Source organism: Microbacterium panaciterrae, assembly GCF_039541635.1.
Lineage (GTDB): Bacteria > Actinomycetota > Actinomycetes > Actinomycetales > Microbacteriaceae > Microbacterium > Microbacterium panaciterrae.
In genome coordinates this window covers 241365-256607 of the sequence record NZ_BAABGP010000004.1, presented here as the reverse complement: position 1 = coordinate 256607, position 15243 = coordinate 241365, and the positions used below count along the sequence as shown (strand labels likewise).

The window sequence follows — 15243 nt, the reverse complement described above, 5'->3', positions numbered from 1 at the left end:
AACCCACACCCACGACGAATCCGTCGCGGCCTAACATCGCCCTCCGAAAATCCCAGGCCGATTCAATCTGCGTGTCTGGCTGCCCTACCTCACGGCGTTCATGGGCCACGACACGTACACCTCTACCGCGTACTACATCCATCTGCTGCCTGAACGCCTCGCCGCGACCGGACTCACTAGCGCGGCTGGCATCATTCCGGAGGTAACACCATGACCAAACACACCGACCACTTCTACCGCTATCTACGAGAGTGGTTCACGGTCTTCCTGCCCCACCAACGAGGGGCGAGCCTGCACACGATCATCGCGTTCCGCGACGCCTGGAACCTGCTGCTCCGCTACGTCACCGACACTCGCCAGATCCCCCTAGAGCAGATCACCTTTAGCGTCATAGACCGGGAGCTCGTCTCCGAGTTCCTCGACCACATGACGACCACGCGCGGATGGAGCGCGAGCACTCGCAATCAGCGACTCGCCTGCATCCGTTCGTTCTTCCGATACGCCGCTTCTGCAGAGCCAACCCTCGCCATGCACCTTGCCGCGGTCGCCATGATCCCGCAGAAGAAGCAGCGGGCGGGCACGGCGATCCGTTACCTGACAGCCGCGGCTGTCACAACGCTGCTCGCGACCCCCGACCCTCTCACACGGACCGGGCTCCGTGACCAGTTCTTCATGATCCTCATGTATGACCTTGCCGCTCGCGACGCGGAGATGCTCACCCTGACCGTCGGCGCTATCGACGCAAAAAGACGAACCGCTGAACTGATCGGAAAAGGTGCTAAGCCGCGAAGGCTCCCGATCACGGCAGAAACCGCGGAGCACTACCGTCGATACGCGGGGGCGTTCCACCCCGGCTCAGAACCAGGCGACCCACTCTTTTACACGACCCACAATCATCGCAAGACGCCCATGTCCGATGACAACGTCGCGCGCTTCCTGCACCAATACGCGGCCACGGCGCACCAGGCCAACGTCGAAGTGCCCGAGCGAGTTCATCCGCACATGCTCCGCCACTCCAGAGCGATGCACCTTTACCAAGCCGGGATGCCCCTCGAGATGCTCACCGAATGGCTCGGCCACGCTGACCCCGAGACGACGCTCATCTACGCCCACGCGGATACCGAGATGAAGCGCGACGCGCTGGCGAAGATCACCATCGACATCGGTACTGACCCAGCACGGATCCCCATCTGGCGCGACCGAGAGGACATCATCCAGCGACTCTGCGGACTCGCCAGCTGAAGGTGTTATCCCGATCTTCGGTCGTTGCGATATGCCGGCGCCCCCGCAACTGCCCGTCAGCACGCCGCAGGTCGACCGGAGATCGGCATAACCCAAGAATCGGAACAATCCACGCTATTCCGAGGTCGGAATAGCCTCGACCTGCACTACTTCATGGCCCACGACCACGGGCTCGACGAGGAGAAGGCCCGCGAGGTGCCGATCTGGCGCGAGTCCACCCGATTCACGCACCGGGAGCGGCTCGTGATGGAGTACGCCGAGGCGATGAGCCTGACGCCGCCCGCGGTCACCGATGAGCTCTCCGACGAGCTGCTCGCGGAGCTGGGCGCGCCGGCGCTGCTCGAGCTCGCCGCGAAGGTCGGCTACCTCAACGCGACCGCCCGGTCCAACATCGCCCTCGGGATCCACTCCGACGGCTTCGCGGACGCCTGCGGGCTCGCCCCCCTGGCGACACGGGGCGAGACCCGCGTAACGTCGCCGGCATGAGCGACGTGAGCCGGCCGGCGCCCGAGGATCCGTTCGTCACGCACCGCGGCCTGTTGTTCACGGTCGCCTACGAGATGCTCGGATCCGTGGCCGACGCCGAGGACGTGCTGCAGGAATCGTGGCTGCGCTGGTCCGCCGACGACCGCGGCGACGTGCTCGACCCGCGCGCCTATCTGGTGCGGATCGTCACGCGGCAGGCGCTCAACCAGCTGCGGACGGCCTCGCGCCGTCGCGAGCAGTACGTCGGCCCCTGGTTGCCGGATCCGCTGCGCACCACGCCGGACGTCGCGGACGACGTGGTGCTCGCCGAGAGCGTCTCACTCGCGATGCTGACCGTGCTCGAGACGCTCGGACCGACCGAACGCGCGGTGTTCGTGCTGCGCGAGGTGTTCGACGTCCCGTTCGACGAGATCGCCGACGCGGTGGGCAAGACGCCCGCGGCCGTGCGCCAGATCGCGCACCGCGCCCGCGATCACGTCGCCGCCCGGCGTCCGCGCGTCGAGGTCGACGCTTCCGAGCACGACCGCGTCGTACAGCGCTTCATCGCGGTCATGAACTCGGGCGACGTGCAGTCGCTCATGGACGTGCTCGCGCCCGACGTGGTGTCCGTGACCGACAGCGGCGGGCTCGTCCGGCACGCCGCCCGGCGCCCGCTGCACGGCGCCGAGCGCGTCGTGGCGTTCCTGCGGGGCAGCATCGCCAAGCTCGACACGGCTTTCGCCGTGAGACCTCTCCGGATCAACGGCACGCTCGGCGCGGGCATCGAGGTCGGCGGTGCGCTGATCGCAGCGGTCAGCTTCGCGGTCGAGGGCGGCCGCATCACGCAGGTGTTCTCGGTCGCCAATCCGGACAAGCTCTCGGGCCTCGACGCGGAGGCGCCGCTCGCCCGGTGAGCCCGTATTCCGGACCATTGCGCAGGGAGGCCTGGTCGTTCTGCAGGGTCAACCGGCCGAATCCATCCATGGCCCGCGCGTTTCCGGTGCGCAGGTGCTCGGGCGCTCGGTCTCTCCCTGCGGAACGTCCCGCGCTCCCTGCATAACGGCGCCGTCGCTCGGTGTCCCGGAAACACGAAAGCGCGGTCCCCTGGAACGGGAACCGCGCTTCGGCGACGGGCCGGATCAGGCGCCCTTCAGGCGCTCCGACAGGTAGGCGTCGAGCTCGGCGAGAGGCACGCGGGCCTGCGCCATGGTGTCGCGGTCGCGGACGGTCACGGCGTCGTCGTCGAGCGAGTCGAAGTCGATCGTGACGCAGAACGGCGTACCGATCTCGTCCTGGCGGCGGTAGCGACGGCCGATCGCGCCGGCGTCATCGAAGTCGATCGCCCAGTGCCCGCGCAGGTCGTCGGCGACCTTCCTCGCGAGCGGCGAGAGGCGCTCGTTGCGCGAGAGCGGCAGCACGGCCACCTTGACCGGGGCGAGGCGCGGGTCGAGCTTCAGCACGGTGCGCAGGTCGGTGCCGCCCTTGGCGTTCGGCACCTCCTCCTCGACGTAGGCGTCCACGAGGAACGCCATCATCGCCCGGGTCAGGCCGAACGAGGGCTCGATCACGTACGGGATGTACTTCTCGCCCGACGCCTGGTCGAAGTAGGTGAGCGACGAGCCGGATGCCTCGCTGTGGTTGGTGAGGTCGAAGTCGGTGCGGTTGGCGACGCCCATGAGCTCGCCCCACTCCTTGCCGGCGAACCCGAACCGGTACTCGACGTCGATCGTGCCCGCAGAGTAGTGCGCGCGGTCGTCCTCGGGGACGTCGTACTGGCGGATGTTCGCCGGATCGATGCCCAGGTCGATGAACCAGTCCCAGCACGCCTGCACCCAGTGCTCGAACCACTCCTGCGCCTCGGCGGGCGGCACGAAGTACTCGATCTCCATCTGCTCGAACTCGCGCGTCCGGAAGATGAAGTTGCCCGGAGTGATCTCGTTGCGGAACGCCTTGCCGACCTGGCCGATGCCGAACGGCGGCTTCTTGCGGCTCGCGGTGAGCACGTTCGAGAAGTTCACGAAGATGCCCTGCGCGGTCTCCGGGCGCAGGTAGTAGAGGCCGGATTCGTCGTCGACGACGCCGAGGTAGGTCTTCACCAGACCCGAGAACGCCTTCGGCTCGGTGTACTCGCCCTTGGTGCCGCAGTTCGGGCAGGGCACGTCGGCGAGGCCGTTCTCGGCCGCGCGGCCCTTGCGCGCCTCGAAGTCCTCGATGAGGGTGTCGGCGCGGAACCGCTTGTGGCACTGCAGGCACTCGACGAGCGGATCCGTGAACGTCGCGACGTGTCCGGATGCCTCCCACACGCGCTTCGGCAGGATGATCGACGAGTCGAGGCCGACCATGTCGCCGCGTCCGCGCACGAACGTCTGCCACCACTGCCGGCGGACGTTCTCCTTCAGCTCCGTGCCCAGGGGCCCGTAGTCCCAGGCCGAGCGGGAACCGCCGTAGATCTCACCCGCTTGGAAGACGAACCCGCGGTGGCGGGCGAGGGCGATGACCTTGTCGAGGCGGGACTGTTCGGCCACGGTGGCTCCAATGGTCGCGATGAAGCGGGGAATATCCCAGAAGTCAGCTCCGTGACAGAGTTTTGGGACAGGTCAATCCTATCGGCGCGGATCCAGCGGCGTAGGCAGGCGTCGTTCCTCGTTCGGGGAGCGATGTTCGTCGCGGATCCGGCGCGTCACGCGGGCGCGCGAACGGCGATGCCCGCGGAGGCTGAGGCGTCGGCGAGGCGATCGTCATACGTCCAGAGCTCTCCCGCGCCGACCGCGATCGCGGTGGCCAGATGGATCGCGTCAAGAGATCGGAGCGCCGGAGGGTCCGCCGAGCGCGCGAGCTCGATGACCACGTCAGTGATCGGCGCCACGGCCAGACCCTGCAGCGCATTCCGGTATGCCCTCGCGACGTCCCCCTGCAGTTCGTTCTCCCGACGTCGCAGCGCCCGACCCGCTTCCACGCGCGTCAGCGCCGACGTCACCAGCGTGCTGCCCTCTGCGACCGCACGCCCGAGCGAATCGAGGAGCTTCGCGGACTGTGCCTCGGGGAGCGTTCGCTTCACGACCGCGCTGGTGTCGAGATAGACGATCACCATCAGAACCGGTCCTCCCCACGGTCGATGAGCTCGACCACGGTCATGCCGTCGGGAAGCACGAGGGACGGCTCAACCCGGCGATACGGTTCGGCGGCAGGGATCACCCAGTCCGGCAGTCTCTGCTGCGTGTCTCGCGGAACCAGCCCGAGGTGCTCGTCCACGGCGCGGCGCAGGATCTCCTGCTGGCTGAGCCCGGTGCGCTCGGACTCGGCTTTCAGCGCCGCCGCCGCCTCGGGACGCAGCCTCAGATTCATCGCCATAGAGCCATGGTACCGCCGATACCCGACATTGGTACCACTACTGACTTTTATCTGGGAGTGACGATCCCGGTCTTTCCACGGCCTGCGCCGGCGCGGCATACCCTGGAATGATGAGCACCGCGCAGGAGACGACAGAGCATCGCGACCACGACACCGGATTCTTCGGGCAGCCGTGGGCGCTCGCCCACCTCTTCGGCGTCGAGATGTGGGAGCGGTTCAGCTTCTACGGCATGCAGGGGATCCTGCTCATCTACCTGTACTACTCCGTCAGCCACGGCGGTCTCGGCCTCCCGCAGGCGGTCGCGGGCGGAATCGTCGGCGCGTACGGCGGATCGGTGTACCTGTCCACCATTCTCGGCGCGTGGATCGCGGACCGGATCCTGGGATCCGAGCGGGTGCTGTTCTTCAGCGCCATCGTCATCATGGCGGGCCACGTGGCTCTCGCCGTGCTGCCCGGCGTCGCGGGCGTCGGCGTCGGCCTGGTGCTCGTCGCGATCGGATCCGGCGGTCTGAAGGCGAACGCGACCTCGGTCGTCGGCACGCTGTACTCCACGGAGGATCCCCGCCGCGATGCCGGATTCTCGCTGTTCTACCTCGGGATCAACCTCGGCGGGTTCTTCGGCCCGATCCTCACCGGCCTGCTGCAGAGCACGATCGGCTTCCACTTCGGCTTCGGACTCGCGGCCGTCGGAATGGCCGCAGGACTCGTGCAGTACTCGTTCGGGCGCCGCATGCTGCCGGCCGCGGCGAGCCGGGTCGCGAACCCGCTGCCGCGCAACCGCTATCTCACCGCCGGGATCATCGCGGTCGTCGCGATCCTGCTCCTCGTCGTGCTCGTGCTCACGGGCGTGATCCGCGCCGACAACCTGTCCACGATCGTGATCATCGCCGCCGCGGTCGCGGCGACCGCCTACTTCGCGGTGATCCTGACCAGTCGCCGCATCGACGCCACGGAGCGCTCCCGCGTCTGGGGATTCCTGCCGCTGTTCATCACGAGCGTCGCCTTCTGGTCGCTGTATCAGCAGCAGTTCACGGTGCTCACCGTGTATTCCGACACGCGTCTGGACCGCACGCTGTTCGGCTGGGAGATGCCCGTGTCGTGGGTGCAGTCGATCAACCCGGTCTTCATCATCGTGCTCTCCGGGGTGTTCGCCGCGCTCTGGACCAAGCTCGGGACCCGCCAGCCGTCCACACCGGTGAAGTTCGCGCTGGGTGCGATCGTGATGGGCGCCGCGTTCCTGCTGTTCCTGCCCTTCGCGAACGGCGCGCCGCACTCCACGCCGCTCCTTGCGATCGTCGGGATCCTGCTCGTGTTCACGATCGCCGAGCTGCTGCTGTCGCCGATCGGACTGTCGGTGGCCACCAAGCTCGCACCCACCGCGTTCCACACGCAGATGGTCGCGCTGTTCTTCTTGTCAGTCTCGCTGGGCACCGCGATCTCGGGCTGGCTGGTGCAGTTCTACGACCCGAAGAACGAGGTGCCCTACTTCTCGATCCTGGGCGGGATCGCGATCGTGGTCGGGCTCGGGCTGGCCCTGTCGGTCAAGCCCGTGCTCGGCCTGATGAAGGGCGTGCGCTGAGGCTGGCGCGCTGAGGCTGGTGCCGGCGCTTCTCGCGAGTGCACCGGATCTTGTCGAGTGCACGACCTGTTGACGTCAGCAACCCGTGCACTCGGCAGCAAGCCGTGCACCCGCGGTGAGCGGATGGATCAGCGTGGACCGATCAGCGTGGATGGATCAGCGTGGACGGATCAGCGCGTGAAGGTGCGGCCGTCGGGGTCGCCGACGCGCGGCGGGCGCAACTGGGGCGGGATCGGCCAGGCGAGCGTATAGCGCTGCGCCGGCGGACGCTGCATGTCGCCGAAGTCGTCGACCTTGACCGTGATCCGGCCCTCTCCCTCCGGCACGACCTCGACGATCTGCACCCGCAGCGGCTCTGCGGACTCGCCATCGAGGATCCACGGATCCGCGAGCCAGCCGATCCCGTGCTGCTCGAGCACCGCCTCCGCATCGAGCCATTCGATGCCGCCGGTGACCTCGCGGCCGAGCACGTCGACGGCGAGCCAGTCCTCGCCCTCGGGGCGGATCCAGCCCAGCAGCTCGCCATCATCCCGGCGATGCGGGGTCCAGTCTGCGGGGATCATCCGACGAGCCTAGCCGCGCACAGCTCTCGGTTCGGCTCCGGACTCGGTCCCCAGGGATGGAAACCGTCGCCCGCAGCGCCGCCGGAGCAGCGCGATCCATCCCCACGAGCTCCACGGCCGTCATCCGGCCGCCGCCGTGACGTCGAAGATGCCGTGGGCTCCGCGTTCGGCGTCGAGCATGTAGTGCGAGACGAACGGGTAGTGCCCGGCCTCGGGGAACGCCAGCTCCACGAACCCGCCCTGCGCGGGCTGCAGTCCGAGCGCCTGCGAGCCGGTGTCGGTCGCGTGATCGACGAGATACCGTCCCTCCGACCAGACCGTGTCGAACTGGCCGCCGACGATGTGGAACGAGCTCGCCCGTTCCACGCCCGCATCGAGCACCCACACGCGCACCCGCTCACCCACCACCGCGGTGAGCGGAGCATGGTCGTACTGGTTCGCGTAGCCGTTGAACACGACGAGGTCGGGCGTGCCCGCGACGAGCTTGGCCGTGTCCACGCTCCCGCCCTGGTGGTCGCCGAGGTAGTACTCGCCCTGCACCAGCACGTAGCTGCGCGCCACCGCGGCGAGGTCTTTCGGTTCCACGACCACGGCGCCGTACATCCCGCTCGCGATGTGCGCGCTCATCGGCATCGTCGAGCAGTGGTACATCCAGATGCCGGAGTGACCGGCCGTGAACCGGTAGGTGAGACTCTGCCCCGGCGCGATCGTGCGCATCGGCTCGTCGGGGGCGAGCTCGCCGGCGTGGAAGTCGATCGAGTGCCCCATGTCGCTGTGGTTGACGAGCGTCACCACGAACGTGTCGCCGACTCTGCCGTGCAGGACCGGGCCGGGAGCCGTGCCGTTGTACTCCCACAGCGTCTGCGTGACGCCCGGTGCGACCTCGACCGTGCGATCGGCCACCGTCATCGTGATGTGACGCGTGACGGGCCCGTTCGCCGGCTCCAGCGGCGGCAGTTCGGCGTCGTAGGGGTGGAATCCCGCCCCGGGAGCGGCACTGAGGTCGATGCCTGCGGATCCGGATCCGGTGTTCCCCGGCATCGCGCCCATCCCCGGCATGGATCCCGATGCGGAGGGCGCGGGCGCGGGCACGGATCCGGTCGCCACGACGGTGAGGGTCATGCCGGCCTGGCGGTGTCCGATGATCGAGCACCAGCCCTCGAGGTTGGCTGTGATGACGCCGACGTCGATGGTCTCGGATGCGCCGGGCGCGAGCCGGGTCCCCCCGGTGCCGTTCGCGAACACCAGGTCGTGCACCTGCCCGGTGTCGGTGTTGGTGAGCGCGATCTTCAGGTGGGTGCCCGCGGGCACCTCGATGCGGCTCGGGGTGAAGCGCATGTTCGCGGCGTGCACCGTCACCACCTTCACGGGTGCGTCGCCCGCCGCCGCAGGAACCGCGGACCAGCCGAGCGAGACCGGATCGAACGCCGCCGCGCCCGCGACGACCATGATCACGGCGATGAGGCCGGCGATCGCCTGCCCCGCCCGATGCCCGCGCGGACGCTCACCCTCCGGCTCGATCGGGCCCCGACCGGGTGCAGCGCCGTGACCGCCCGGTGCGGCGCCGCGTCGCTTGGCCCTGGCCTGCGCGCGCATCGCGGCGAACATGATCGGCAGGAAGGCCGCCGCCGCGACGAGATACAGCACCGACGCCGCCACGCGCATCACACTCGACACCGGCAGCACGCACACGAGCAGCGCGACGTTCGCGGCCGCGATCCGCAGGGATCCGGCACGATCGAACGCGGCCGTGCCGACCCGCACCGGCGTCGGTCCGCCGCCGAGTACGACGGGCACGAGATAGCTGAGCGCGCCGATCAGCACCTGCGCGGCGAAGCCGGCGGCGAGGAACGGGGCGACCGTGTCGAGCGCGTTCTGCACGGCCATCGAGCCCGCCATCGCCGCCGCCGCACCTGCGTGCTCGTGGGCCGCTGCGACGTGCGCGGGCAGGATCCCGGGGATGCTGCTCAGGATCGCAACGACCGTCAGAGTGACCAGGCACCCGGCCCACCACAGGAATCCGGCGGCGACCGACAGCGCGGCGAAGCTGCGTGGGGGCGAGACGCGCGCGGCCCGCCACAACGACACGGCGATGATGCCCAGGCCCGTCGCATACCCGAGCAGGCCGAGCGCGACGACGGGCATCAGACCGGCGGCCGCTCCGGCGGCGGCGATCAGCACGCCGCCCGCGAGCACCGGCAGCGCCCGTGCAGCACCGACCGGAGCATGGGCATCGGCTCTCGTGCGCAGGATCGTCGGCCACAGGGTGACCAGGGTGCCGGCGACGGTCAGACCGATCCAGCCGAACACGTTGAGCAGCGCGTGCGCGAGCACGAGGTCGTGGTCGGAGTGATCACGAGCGAGCCAGGCGCCGAGCGCGACGCCGACGGCGAGCATGGCCGCCGCGACGATGTAGTACCGGATCGTGCGCCCGAACAGGCCCGGCAGGCTGCCCCGCGCACGGAGCACCAGGCTCACGGCGTGCCAGAGGACCGCGACGATCAGCGCCGCCGCGCCGACGAGCGTCACCGGCCAGATCCCGAGCACCACGCCGAGCAGCACGGCGAGGGCCCCTGCGTTGCTCAGCGCGAGCCGCCACGACTGCGTGCGCCGGTCGGAGACGCTCGGCGCGGCACGCAGCAGCGCGAACGAGAAGTACTGGCTCCACACCAGGATCGCGTGGGTCACCGCGCCTAGGAGCAGCAGGTGCAGCATGAGCCAGCCGGCCACCGGCAGCGAGCGGTGTACGAGCACCACCGCGACCAGGATCAGCAGCCACAGCGCCGTCGGGATGTCGCGCAGCGCCCAGAACCCGCGGTTCGGCGCCCGATCCGCGCCGGCCGGCTGCTGCGGTCGCTCAGGAAGCAGCGTCGGCACGGTCGCCCCTCCTGGCCGCGACAGGCCCGGAGGCAGGCTGGGCACGCCCGGACGAGGTCTTCGCACGCGCACCGGGATCCTTCCGCCCAGAACCCCGCACCGCGCTGGCGATGGCAACGCCGACGAAGCCGAGCAACGCGATCTCGCCCAGCACGCCGCCGATCCGCCACGCCGCGGTGAGCCCCAGCGCGTCGCCGAGCCAGAGCCGGACGACGAGACTCAGCTGCAGCAGTGCCACCGGCACCCAGAAAGCCGGTCGGTACGGCAGGCGGATGTGCAGCACGGCGGGGAGGATCGTGGTGGCGTGCGCCATGATCATCGAGATCGTGTATCCGAGGAACACGGCGTGCGCGATCGCGTCGGAGGCCGCACTGCTGCGTGGCCAGCCGAACAGCAGCACGCCGGCGGCGATGGCCAGCCAGACGTAGCCGCACAGGATGCAGGCGGCCATGTACCGCGGGGCCCCGGTGGCACGGATCGTCCGCCGCGCGACGTCGTGCACGACCAGCCAGGCGACCAGCGCGAGCAGCGCGATGCCGAGCGCGATCGCTCCGAGATCTGGGAGGGCGACGCCGACGACGAGCGCGAGCGCCACCACCCAGGCGTGCATCAGCAGCCGCGTGCCGGCGCTCGGGCCCATCGTGATCCGCGCGAGCTCCACGCGCTCGGCGGCGATCGTCAGCACCACGAACGCGACCAGCCAGGGCAGGATCCGTTCCATCGAACCCTGGCCCAGCCAGATCACCGCGCCCGCGCAGCCGAGCGCGGCGCCCAGGAGCTGGGTGAGCAGCGGTGCGTCGTGCTGCCGCCGCCACAGCGGCACGTACACCAGGGTGAAGGCGGCCATGCCCACCGCCACCACGGCCTTCGCCGCGATCAGCGGGACGGCGTCGACGAGGAGGGCGACCACACCGACGCCGAGCAGGCCGGGCGCGAGGAAGCCGTACCAGCGACCGAGCGCCGTGGCGCGCTCGAGCGCGATCAGCGTGCCCACGAACCCGAACACCATGAGGGCGCCGTGCACCTGCGGCAGCCGTGCGCCGCTGACAGGCGCGGGCAGCCCGAGCAGCAGCAGCGCCGCGTCGAGTCCGGCCAGCAGCGCGAGGCCGGCGGGCAGGATCCAGATCAGCCTCCAGCCGGGACGCCGGGTGGCCCCAGCGGCCCGGCCGGTCCCCGCGCTCGCGGGCGTCGAGCGCGTCGCGGGCGTCGAGCGCGGGGCGGGCGTCGCGGGCGTCATGAGGCGCTCGGCAGCCGCAGCGTGCAGACCCCGGGCGAGGTGAACGGGAGCAGTTCACTTCCGCCCGGGGCGTCATGGGAGGAGAGGATCCCGTCGATCATCCCCTGGTGCACCGCGCACACGATCTCGGGGGTGCGCGTCGCGGCCTCGATGAGCGGGCACCGCCGCAGCAGCACCACGTCGCCGGTGTCATCCGGGTCGAATCCGTGCTCGCGCATCACCGTGATGACGGCCGCACGTCCGGTCTGTGCGTCAGCGGGGCCGATGCCCGCGGCGGGCTCGGTCGGCTCTGCCGTGTCGCGCGCGATCTCCGCACCCCAGGCGCGGCCCGCCTCCTCCGCGTCGCCTACAGGATCCGCTGCGCGGGCGACCATCGTCGCGAGGGCGGTCGCGAGGCCCGCGTAGACGCTGTCCCGGTCCGCGTGCGTGGCCCGCCACAGCCAGGCGGGTCGTCCGGGGTCGGTGCGCGGCTCGCGCTCGCGCCGCACGTAGCCGTCGGCGTGCAGGCGCTCGAGGTGCCCGCGCACGGTGTTCTCGTGCAGGCCGGTCGCGGCGACCAGCGCACCGATCGAGATCGGCGCGTGCTGCGCCTCGACCATGCGCAGCACGCGTTCGCGGGTCGCGGAGTGCACGCGTCCGCTGCTCGAGATCCGACGATCTGCGCCCGAAATCTTTTCCACGGGATCCAGTGTAATAAACTCTGAGGAAATCCGAGTACGGCAGACAGGGGCAGACCATGGCGAACATCGAGATCCACCGCACGCGCGACGAGGCCGCGGATCAGAACCCGACCGCGGGATGCACGTGCGGAGAAGCGGATGAGGAGCTGCCCGAGCTCGACGTGCAGACCATCCCGCACGCGATCCGGCACGCCGCCCTCTTCGGCGCCATCGACGGTCTGCGGCCGGGCGCCGGGCTGATCGTCTCCGCGACGCACGACCCGATCCCGCTGCTCACGCAGCTCGAGGCCCGCTCCGACGCGAACACCGCGACCTACCTCGACCGCGGCCCGGAGCGCTGGCGCATCCTCATCCGCCGCACGCGCTGATCCCGGGCGTCACCGGCCCCGGCGCGCTCCTGGGGCGTGAAGATGGAAAACGCCGCCCACACCGCACCCAAAGCAGCGTCTTCCATCCCCACGAAACCTCGACACCGGCCCAGAGATAGAAAACGCCGCCCAGACCACGCCCAGAGCAGCGAATTCCATCCCCACGCCCCGCCGCACCACCCCGCACGCACGAATGCCCGCCCCGATATCGGGACGGGCAGTCGCAGGATCCAGGATCCGGCGTCACCAGATCGTGACACGCTCCTCGGGTGCCAGCCACAGGCGATCCGACTCGGTCACGTCGAACGCCTCGTAGAAGGCGTCGATGTTGCGCAGGATCTGGTTGCAGCGGAACTCGTTCGGCGAGTGCGGATCGATCGTGAGCAGGCGGATCGTCTCGGCCTCGCGGCTCTTCTGCTGCCACACCTGCGCCCACGACAGCAGCAGTCGCTGCACGCCGGTGTAGCCGTCGATCTCCGGCGCGTCGGCCCCGCCGAGCGCGATCTCGTAGGCCTTGAGCGCGATGCCGAGACCGCCCAGATCGCCGATGTTCTCGCCGATCGTGAGGGCGCCGTTGACGTGGTGCTCGGGGCTCAGACCCTCCGGCACGAGCGCGTCGTACTGCGCGATGAGCGACGAGGTGCGCTTCTCGAACGCCTCCCGATCGGCGTCGGTCCACCAGTCCTGCAGGCGGCCGTCGCCGTCGTAGCGGCTGCCCTGGTCGTCGAATCCGTGCCCGATCTCGTGGCCGATCACGGATCCGATCCCGCCGTAGTTCGCCGCCGCATCGCGCGACGCGTCGAAGAACGGGTATTGCAGGATCGCCGCGGGGAACACGATCTCGTTCATGAGCGGGTTGTAGTAGGCGTTCACCATCTGCGGCGGCATGAACCACTCGTCGCGGTCGATCGGCTTGCCGACCTTGCCGATCGCGCGGTCGTGCTCGAACTGGGCGGCACGGCCGGCGTTGCCGATGAGGTCGTCGGCGTCGATCGCGACGGCGGAGTAGTCGCGCCACGTCTTCGGGTGGCCGATCTTGGGCGTGAACGCGTCGAGCTTCGCGAGAGCGCGCTCGCGGGTCTCCGGGCTCATCCACTCGAGCGTCGTGATCGACTGCCGGTACGCCTCGAGCAGGTGGGCGATCAGCTCGTCCATCGCGGCCTTGGCGGACGGCGGGTAGTGCCGCTCGACGTAGACCTTGCCGACCGCGTCGCCGAGCGATCCCTCGACCAGCGAGACGCCGCGCTTCCAGCGCTCGCGGATCGTGGGGACGCCGGTGAGCTCGGTGCCGTAGAACGAGAAGTTCTCGTCGATGATGTCGTCGGTGAGGTACGCGGCGAGGCCGTGCACGACCTTGGCCCGCAGCCAGGCCTTCCAGTCGTCCAGGCGCTCGGCCGTGAGCAGGGATCCCAGCCCCGAGAAGAAGCTCGGCTGGTAGGCGACGACCTCGGCGAAGGCCGCGGCACCCGCAGGGCCCGCGACCGCATCGCGCCACGGGGCGAGGTCGACGCCCGCGAGCGCCTGCAGCTCGTCCCAGCTCTTCAGGTTGTACGTCTTCACCGCGTCGCGGCTCTCCACGTTGTCCCAGTGCTGCGCGGCGATCTCGTGCTCGAGCGCGAAGGCTCGGTCGGCCTGCGCCCCGGCGTCCGCGACACCGGCGAGGCCGAGGATCCGCTCCAGGTGCGCGCGGTACGCGGTGCGGGTGCCCTCGAAGCTCTCCAGACGGTAATAGCTCTCGTCCGGGAGCGAGATGCCCGCCTGCACGACGAACGGCACGTAGCGCGCCGGGTTGCCCGGATCCGGCTCCACGAACACGCCGATCAGCGCCGCGATCCCCTGCCGGTCGAAGGATCCGACCGTCGCGAGGAACTCGGGGATCGACCCGATCGCATCGACGGCCGCGAGCGGGCCGGCCAGCGGGGCCGTGCCGTGCGCCGCGATGCGCTCGGTGTCCATGAAGCTTGAGAACAGGTCGCCGATCTTGCGCGCCTCGGTGCCGGGCTCGGCCGTCTGCGCCTCTTCGATGATGGCGCGGACGTCCTTCTCGGCCTGGTCGGCGAGCAGGTGGAAGGATCCCCAGCGCGCCTTGTCGGCGGGGATCTCGACCGTGCTGAGGAACGTGTGATTCACGTGCCGGTAGAGGTCGTCCTGGGGGCGGATCGCGGGGTCGAAGTCGCCGATGGCGAGCCCGGAAGGGAGAACGTCGGTCATGAGGATCAGCCTATGCGGCGGCGCCGACGCCCACGGCGTCCGGAGCCGCCCGAACTGAAGAACGGGACTCCGCGACGGTCAGGACTCGAGAAGGGCCTTCGCCTTGTCGAGGGCCGCCATCTCGCCGTCCATGCTCTTCTGCACCGGGCCGCCCATCAGCAGCTTCTTCACGCCGCCCAGCTCGACCGACAGGGAGAACCTCACCTGCGTGCCGCCCTCGCTCGCGGCGAAGTCGTAGCTGCCCGCCGGACGCACGGGGCCGGCGATCGTGGCGAACGCGTACCGCGTCGGCGCGGCGAGCTCCGTGATCCTGATGTCGGCGTCGATCGAGCGCCCGCCCGGGCCGGCGATCACCTGATGCACGGTGGCGCCCACGGCGGGAGCCCCCTCCGCGCTCATCTCCTTGACGCCGCTGCGCCATCTGAGGTCGTTGCGGGGATCGGTGAAGAACGCGAAGACCACGTCGAGCGGAGCGGCGATCTGGATCGTGCGGGAAGCGGAAGGCATGGGGCGATTATCCCGTGCGCGGCGGGTCGGCGACAGTCCCGCCCCGGAGACCCGCGGACCCGCGATTGCGCCGGACCGGATCCGAAACCGGGTGAACCGGAATATCGATCTGCCACTCAGCCCCTCGCGGTCTTAGGATGTGCAGTAGAGCGGCGTCTGGGG

14 protein-coding genes are annotated in these 15243 nt (G+C 69.8%); 5 read left to right on the top strand and 9 right to left on the bottom strand.

The window, feature by feature from the left end; all coding sequences use genetic code 11:
* The first annotated feature begins 210 nt into the window (after positions 1–210).
* From ABD882_RS03585 to ABD882_RS03575, 3 genes are all read left to right on the top strand, one after another.
* Positions 211–1242, top strand: coding sequence for a tyrosine-type recombinase/integrase (locus tag ABD882_RS03585; protein WP_345184425.1), 1032 nt, complete (start codon positions 211–213; stop codon positions 1240–1242).
* Positions 1243–1395: 153 nt separating this feature from the next.
* A complete protein-coding gene (locus ABD882_RS03580) occupies positions 1396–1728 on the top strand; it encodes a carboxymuconolactone decarboxylase family protein (RefSeq protein ID WP_345184423.1) in 333 nt (110 codons plus the stop codon).
* The gene (locus tag ABD882_RS03575; RefSeq protein ID WP_345184421.1) at positions 1725–2621 is read left to right on the top strand and encodes an RNA polymerase sigma-70 factor; all 897 of its coding nucleotides are present in this window, start codon (positions 1725–1727) and stop codon (positions 2619–2621) included. The genes ABD882_RS03580 and ABD882_RS03575 overlap by 4 nt, the downstream gene beginning before the upstream one ends.
* A 225-nt stretch (positions 2622–2846) precedes the next feature.
* Here the strand turns inward: ABD882_RS03575 and ABD882_RS03570 are convergent, their stop codons facing one another.
* From ABD882_RS03570 to ABD882_RS03560, 3 genes are all read right to left on the bottom strand, one after another.
* The gene (locus tag ABD882_RS03570; RefSeq protein ID WP_345184419.1) at positions 2847–4232 is read right to left on the bottom strand and encodes a glycine--tRNA ligase; all 1386 of its coding nucleotides are present in this window, start codon (positions 4230–4232) and stop codon (positions 2847–2849) included.
* A 155-nt stretch (positions 4233–4387) separates the two neighbouring features.
* Complete coding sequence (locus ABD882_RS03565; RefSeq protein ID WP_345184417.1) at positions 4388–4798, bottom strand: type II toxin-antitoxin system VapC family toxin; 411 nt, start codon at positions 4796–4798, stop codon at positions 4388–4390.
* Complete coding sequence (locus ABD882_RS03560) at positions 4798–5058, bottom strand: ribbon-helix-helix protein, CopG family (protein ID WP_345184415.1); 261 nt, start codon at positions 5056–5058, stop codon at positions 4798–4800. Before ABD882_RS03560 ends, ABD882_RS03565 begins: the two co-directional genes overlap by 1 nt.
* A 107-nt stretch (positions 5059–5165) precedes the next feature.
* Here ABD882_RS03560 and ABD882_RS03555 point away from each other — a divergent pair, with 107 nt between their 5' ends.
* Positions 5166–6638: a peptide MFS transporter gene (locus ABD882_RS03555; RefSeq protein WP_425563317.1), complete on the top strand. Its 1473-nt coding sequence runs from the start codon at positions 5166–5168 to the stop codon at positions 6636–6638.
* 170 nt (positions 6639–6808) lie between these two features.
* Here ABD882_RS03555 and ABD882_RS03550 read toward each other — a convergent pair whose 3' ends face one another.
* The 4 genes from ABD882_RS03550 to ABD882_RS03535 form a co-directional block, all read right to left on the bottom strand.
* The gene (locus ABD882_RS03550) at positions 6809–7201 is read right to left on the bottom strand and encodes a hypothetical protein (RefSeq protein ID WP_345184410.1); all 393 of its coding nucleotides are present in this window, start codon (positions 7199–7201) and stop codon (positions 6809–6811) included.
* 120 nt (positions 7202–7321) lie between these two features.
* On the bottom strand, positions 7322–10078 hold the full coding sequence (locus ABD882_RS03545) for a multicopper oxidase domain-containing protein (RefSeq protein ID WP_345184408.1): 2757 nt from the start codon (positions 10076–10078) through the stop codon (positions 7322–7324).
* On the bottom strand, positions 10059–11315 hold the full coding sequence (locus tag ABD882_RS03540; protein ID WP_345184406.1) for a hypothetical protein: 1257 nt from the start codon (positions 11313–11315) through the stop codon (positions 10059–10061). The genes ABD882_RS03545 and ABD882_RS03540 overlap by 20 nt, the downstream gene beginning before the upstream one ends.
* Positions 11312–11995 (bottom strand): helix-turn-helix transcriptional regulator, encoded by a 684-nt coding sequence (locus ABD882_RS03535; protein WP_345184404.1) that lies wholly within the window; start codon positions 11993–11995, stop codon positions 11312–11314. The genes ABD882_RS03540 and ABD882_RS03535 overlap by 4 nt, the downstream gene beginning before the upstream one ends.
* A gap of 56 nt (positions 11996–12051) precedes the next feature.
* Here ABD882_RS03535 and ABD882_RS03530 point away from each other — a divergent pair, with 56 nt between their 5' ends.
* Positions 12052–12363 carry a DUF2249 domain-containing protein gene (locus ABD882_RS03530; protein WP_345184402.1) on the top strand — a complete coding sequence of 104 codons (312 nt, stop codon included), beginning with the start codon at positions 12052–12054 and terminating at the stop codon, positions 12361–12363.
* 243 nt (positions 12364–12606) lie between these two features.
* Here the strand turns inward: ABD882_RS03530 and ABD882_RS03525 are convergent, their stop codons facing one another.
* Positions 12607–14574 carry a M13 family metallopeptidase gene (locus tag ABD882_RS03525; RefSeq protein WP_345184401.1) on the bottom strand — a complete coding sequence of 656 codons (1968 nt, stop codon included), beginning with the start codon at positions 14572–14574 and terminating at the stop codon, positions 12607–12609.
* Between the two features lie 78 nt (positions 14575–14652).
* The gene (locus ABD882_RS03520) at positions 14653–15081 is read right to left on the bottom strand and encodes an SRPBCC family protein (protein WP_345184399.1); all 429 of its coding nucleotides are present in this window, start codon (positions 15079–15081) and stop codon (positions 14653–14655) included.
* Positions 15082–15243: the final 162 nt, after the last annotated feature.

Coding starts and splice junctions, on each gene's coding strand:
- ABD882_RS03585 (WP_345184425.1), top strand. CDS start 211: ATGACCAAACACACCGACCACTTCTACCGCTATCTACGAGAGTGGTTC.
- ABD882_RS03580 (WP_345184423.1), top strand. CDS start 1,396: ATGGCCCACGACCACGGGCTCGACGAGGAGAAGGCCCGCGAGGTGCCG.
- ABD882_RS03575 (WP_345184421.1), top strand. CDS start 1,725: ATGAGCGACGTGAGCCGGCCGGCGCCCGAGGATCCGTTCGTCACGCAC.
- ABD882_RS03565 (WP_345184417.1), bottom strand. CDS start 4,798: ATGGTGATCGTCTATCTCGACACCAGCGCGGTCGTGAAGCGAACGCTC.
- ABD882_RS03560 (WP_345184415.1), bottom strand. CDS start 5,058: ATGGCGATGAATCTGAGGCTGCGTCCCGAGGCGGCGGCGGCGCTGAAA.
- ABD882_RS03555 (WP_425563317.1), top strand. CDS start 5,166: ATGATGAGCACCGCGCAGGAGACGACAGAGCATCGCGACCACGACACC.
- ABD882_RS03550 (WP_345184410.1), bottom strand. CDS start 7,201: ATGATCCCCGCAGACTGGACCCCGCATCGCCGGGATGATGGCGAGCTG.
- ABD882_RS03540 (WP_345184406.1), bottom strand. CDS start 11,315: ATGACGCCCGCGACGCCCGCCCCGCGCTCGACGCCCGCGACGCGCTCG.
- ABD882_RS03530 (WP_345184402.1), top strand. CDS start 12,052: ATGGCGAACATCGAGATCCACCGCACGCGCGACGAGGCCGCGGATCAG.
- ABD882_RS03525 (WP_345184401.1), bottom strand. CDS start 14,574: ATGACCGACGTTCTCCCTTCCGGGCTCGCCATCGGCGACTTCGACCCC.
- ABD882_RS03520 (WP_345184399.1), bottom strand. CDS start 15,081: ATGCCTTCCGCTTCCCGCACGATCCAGATCGCCGCTCCGCTCGACGTG.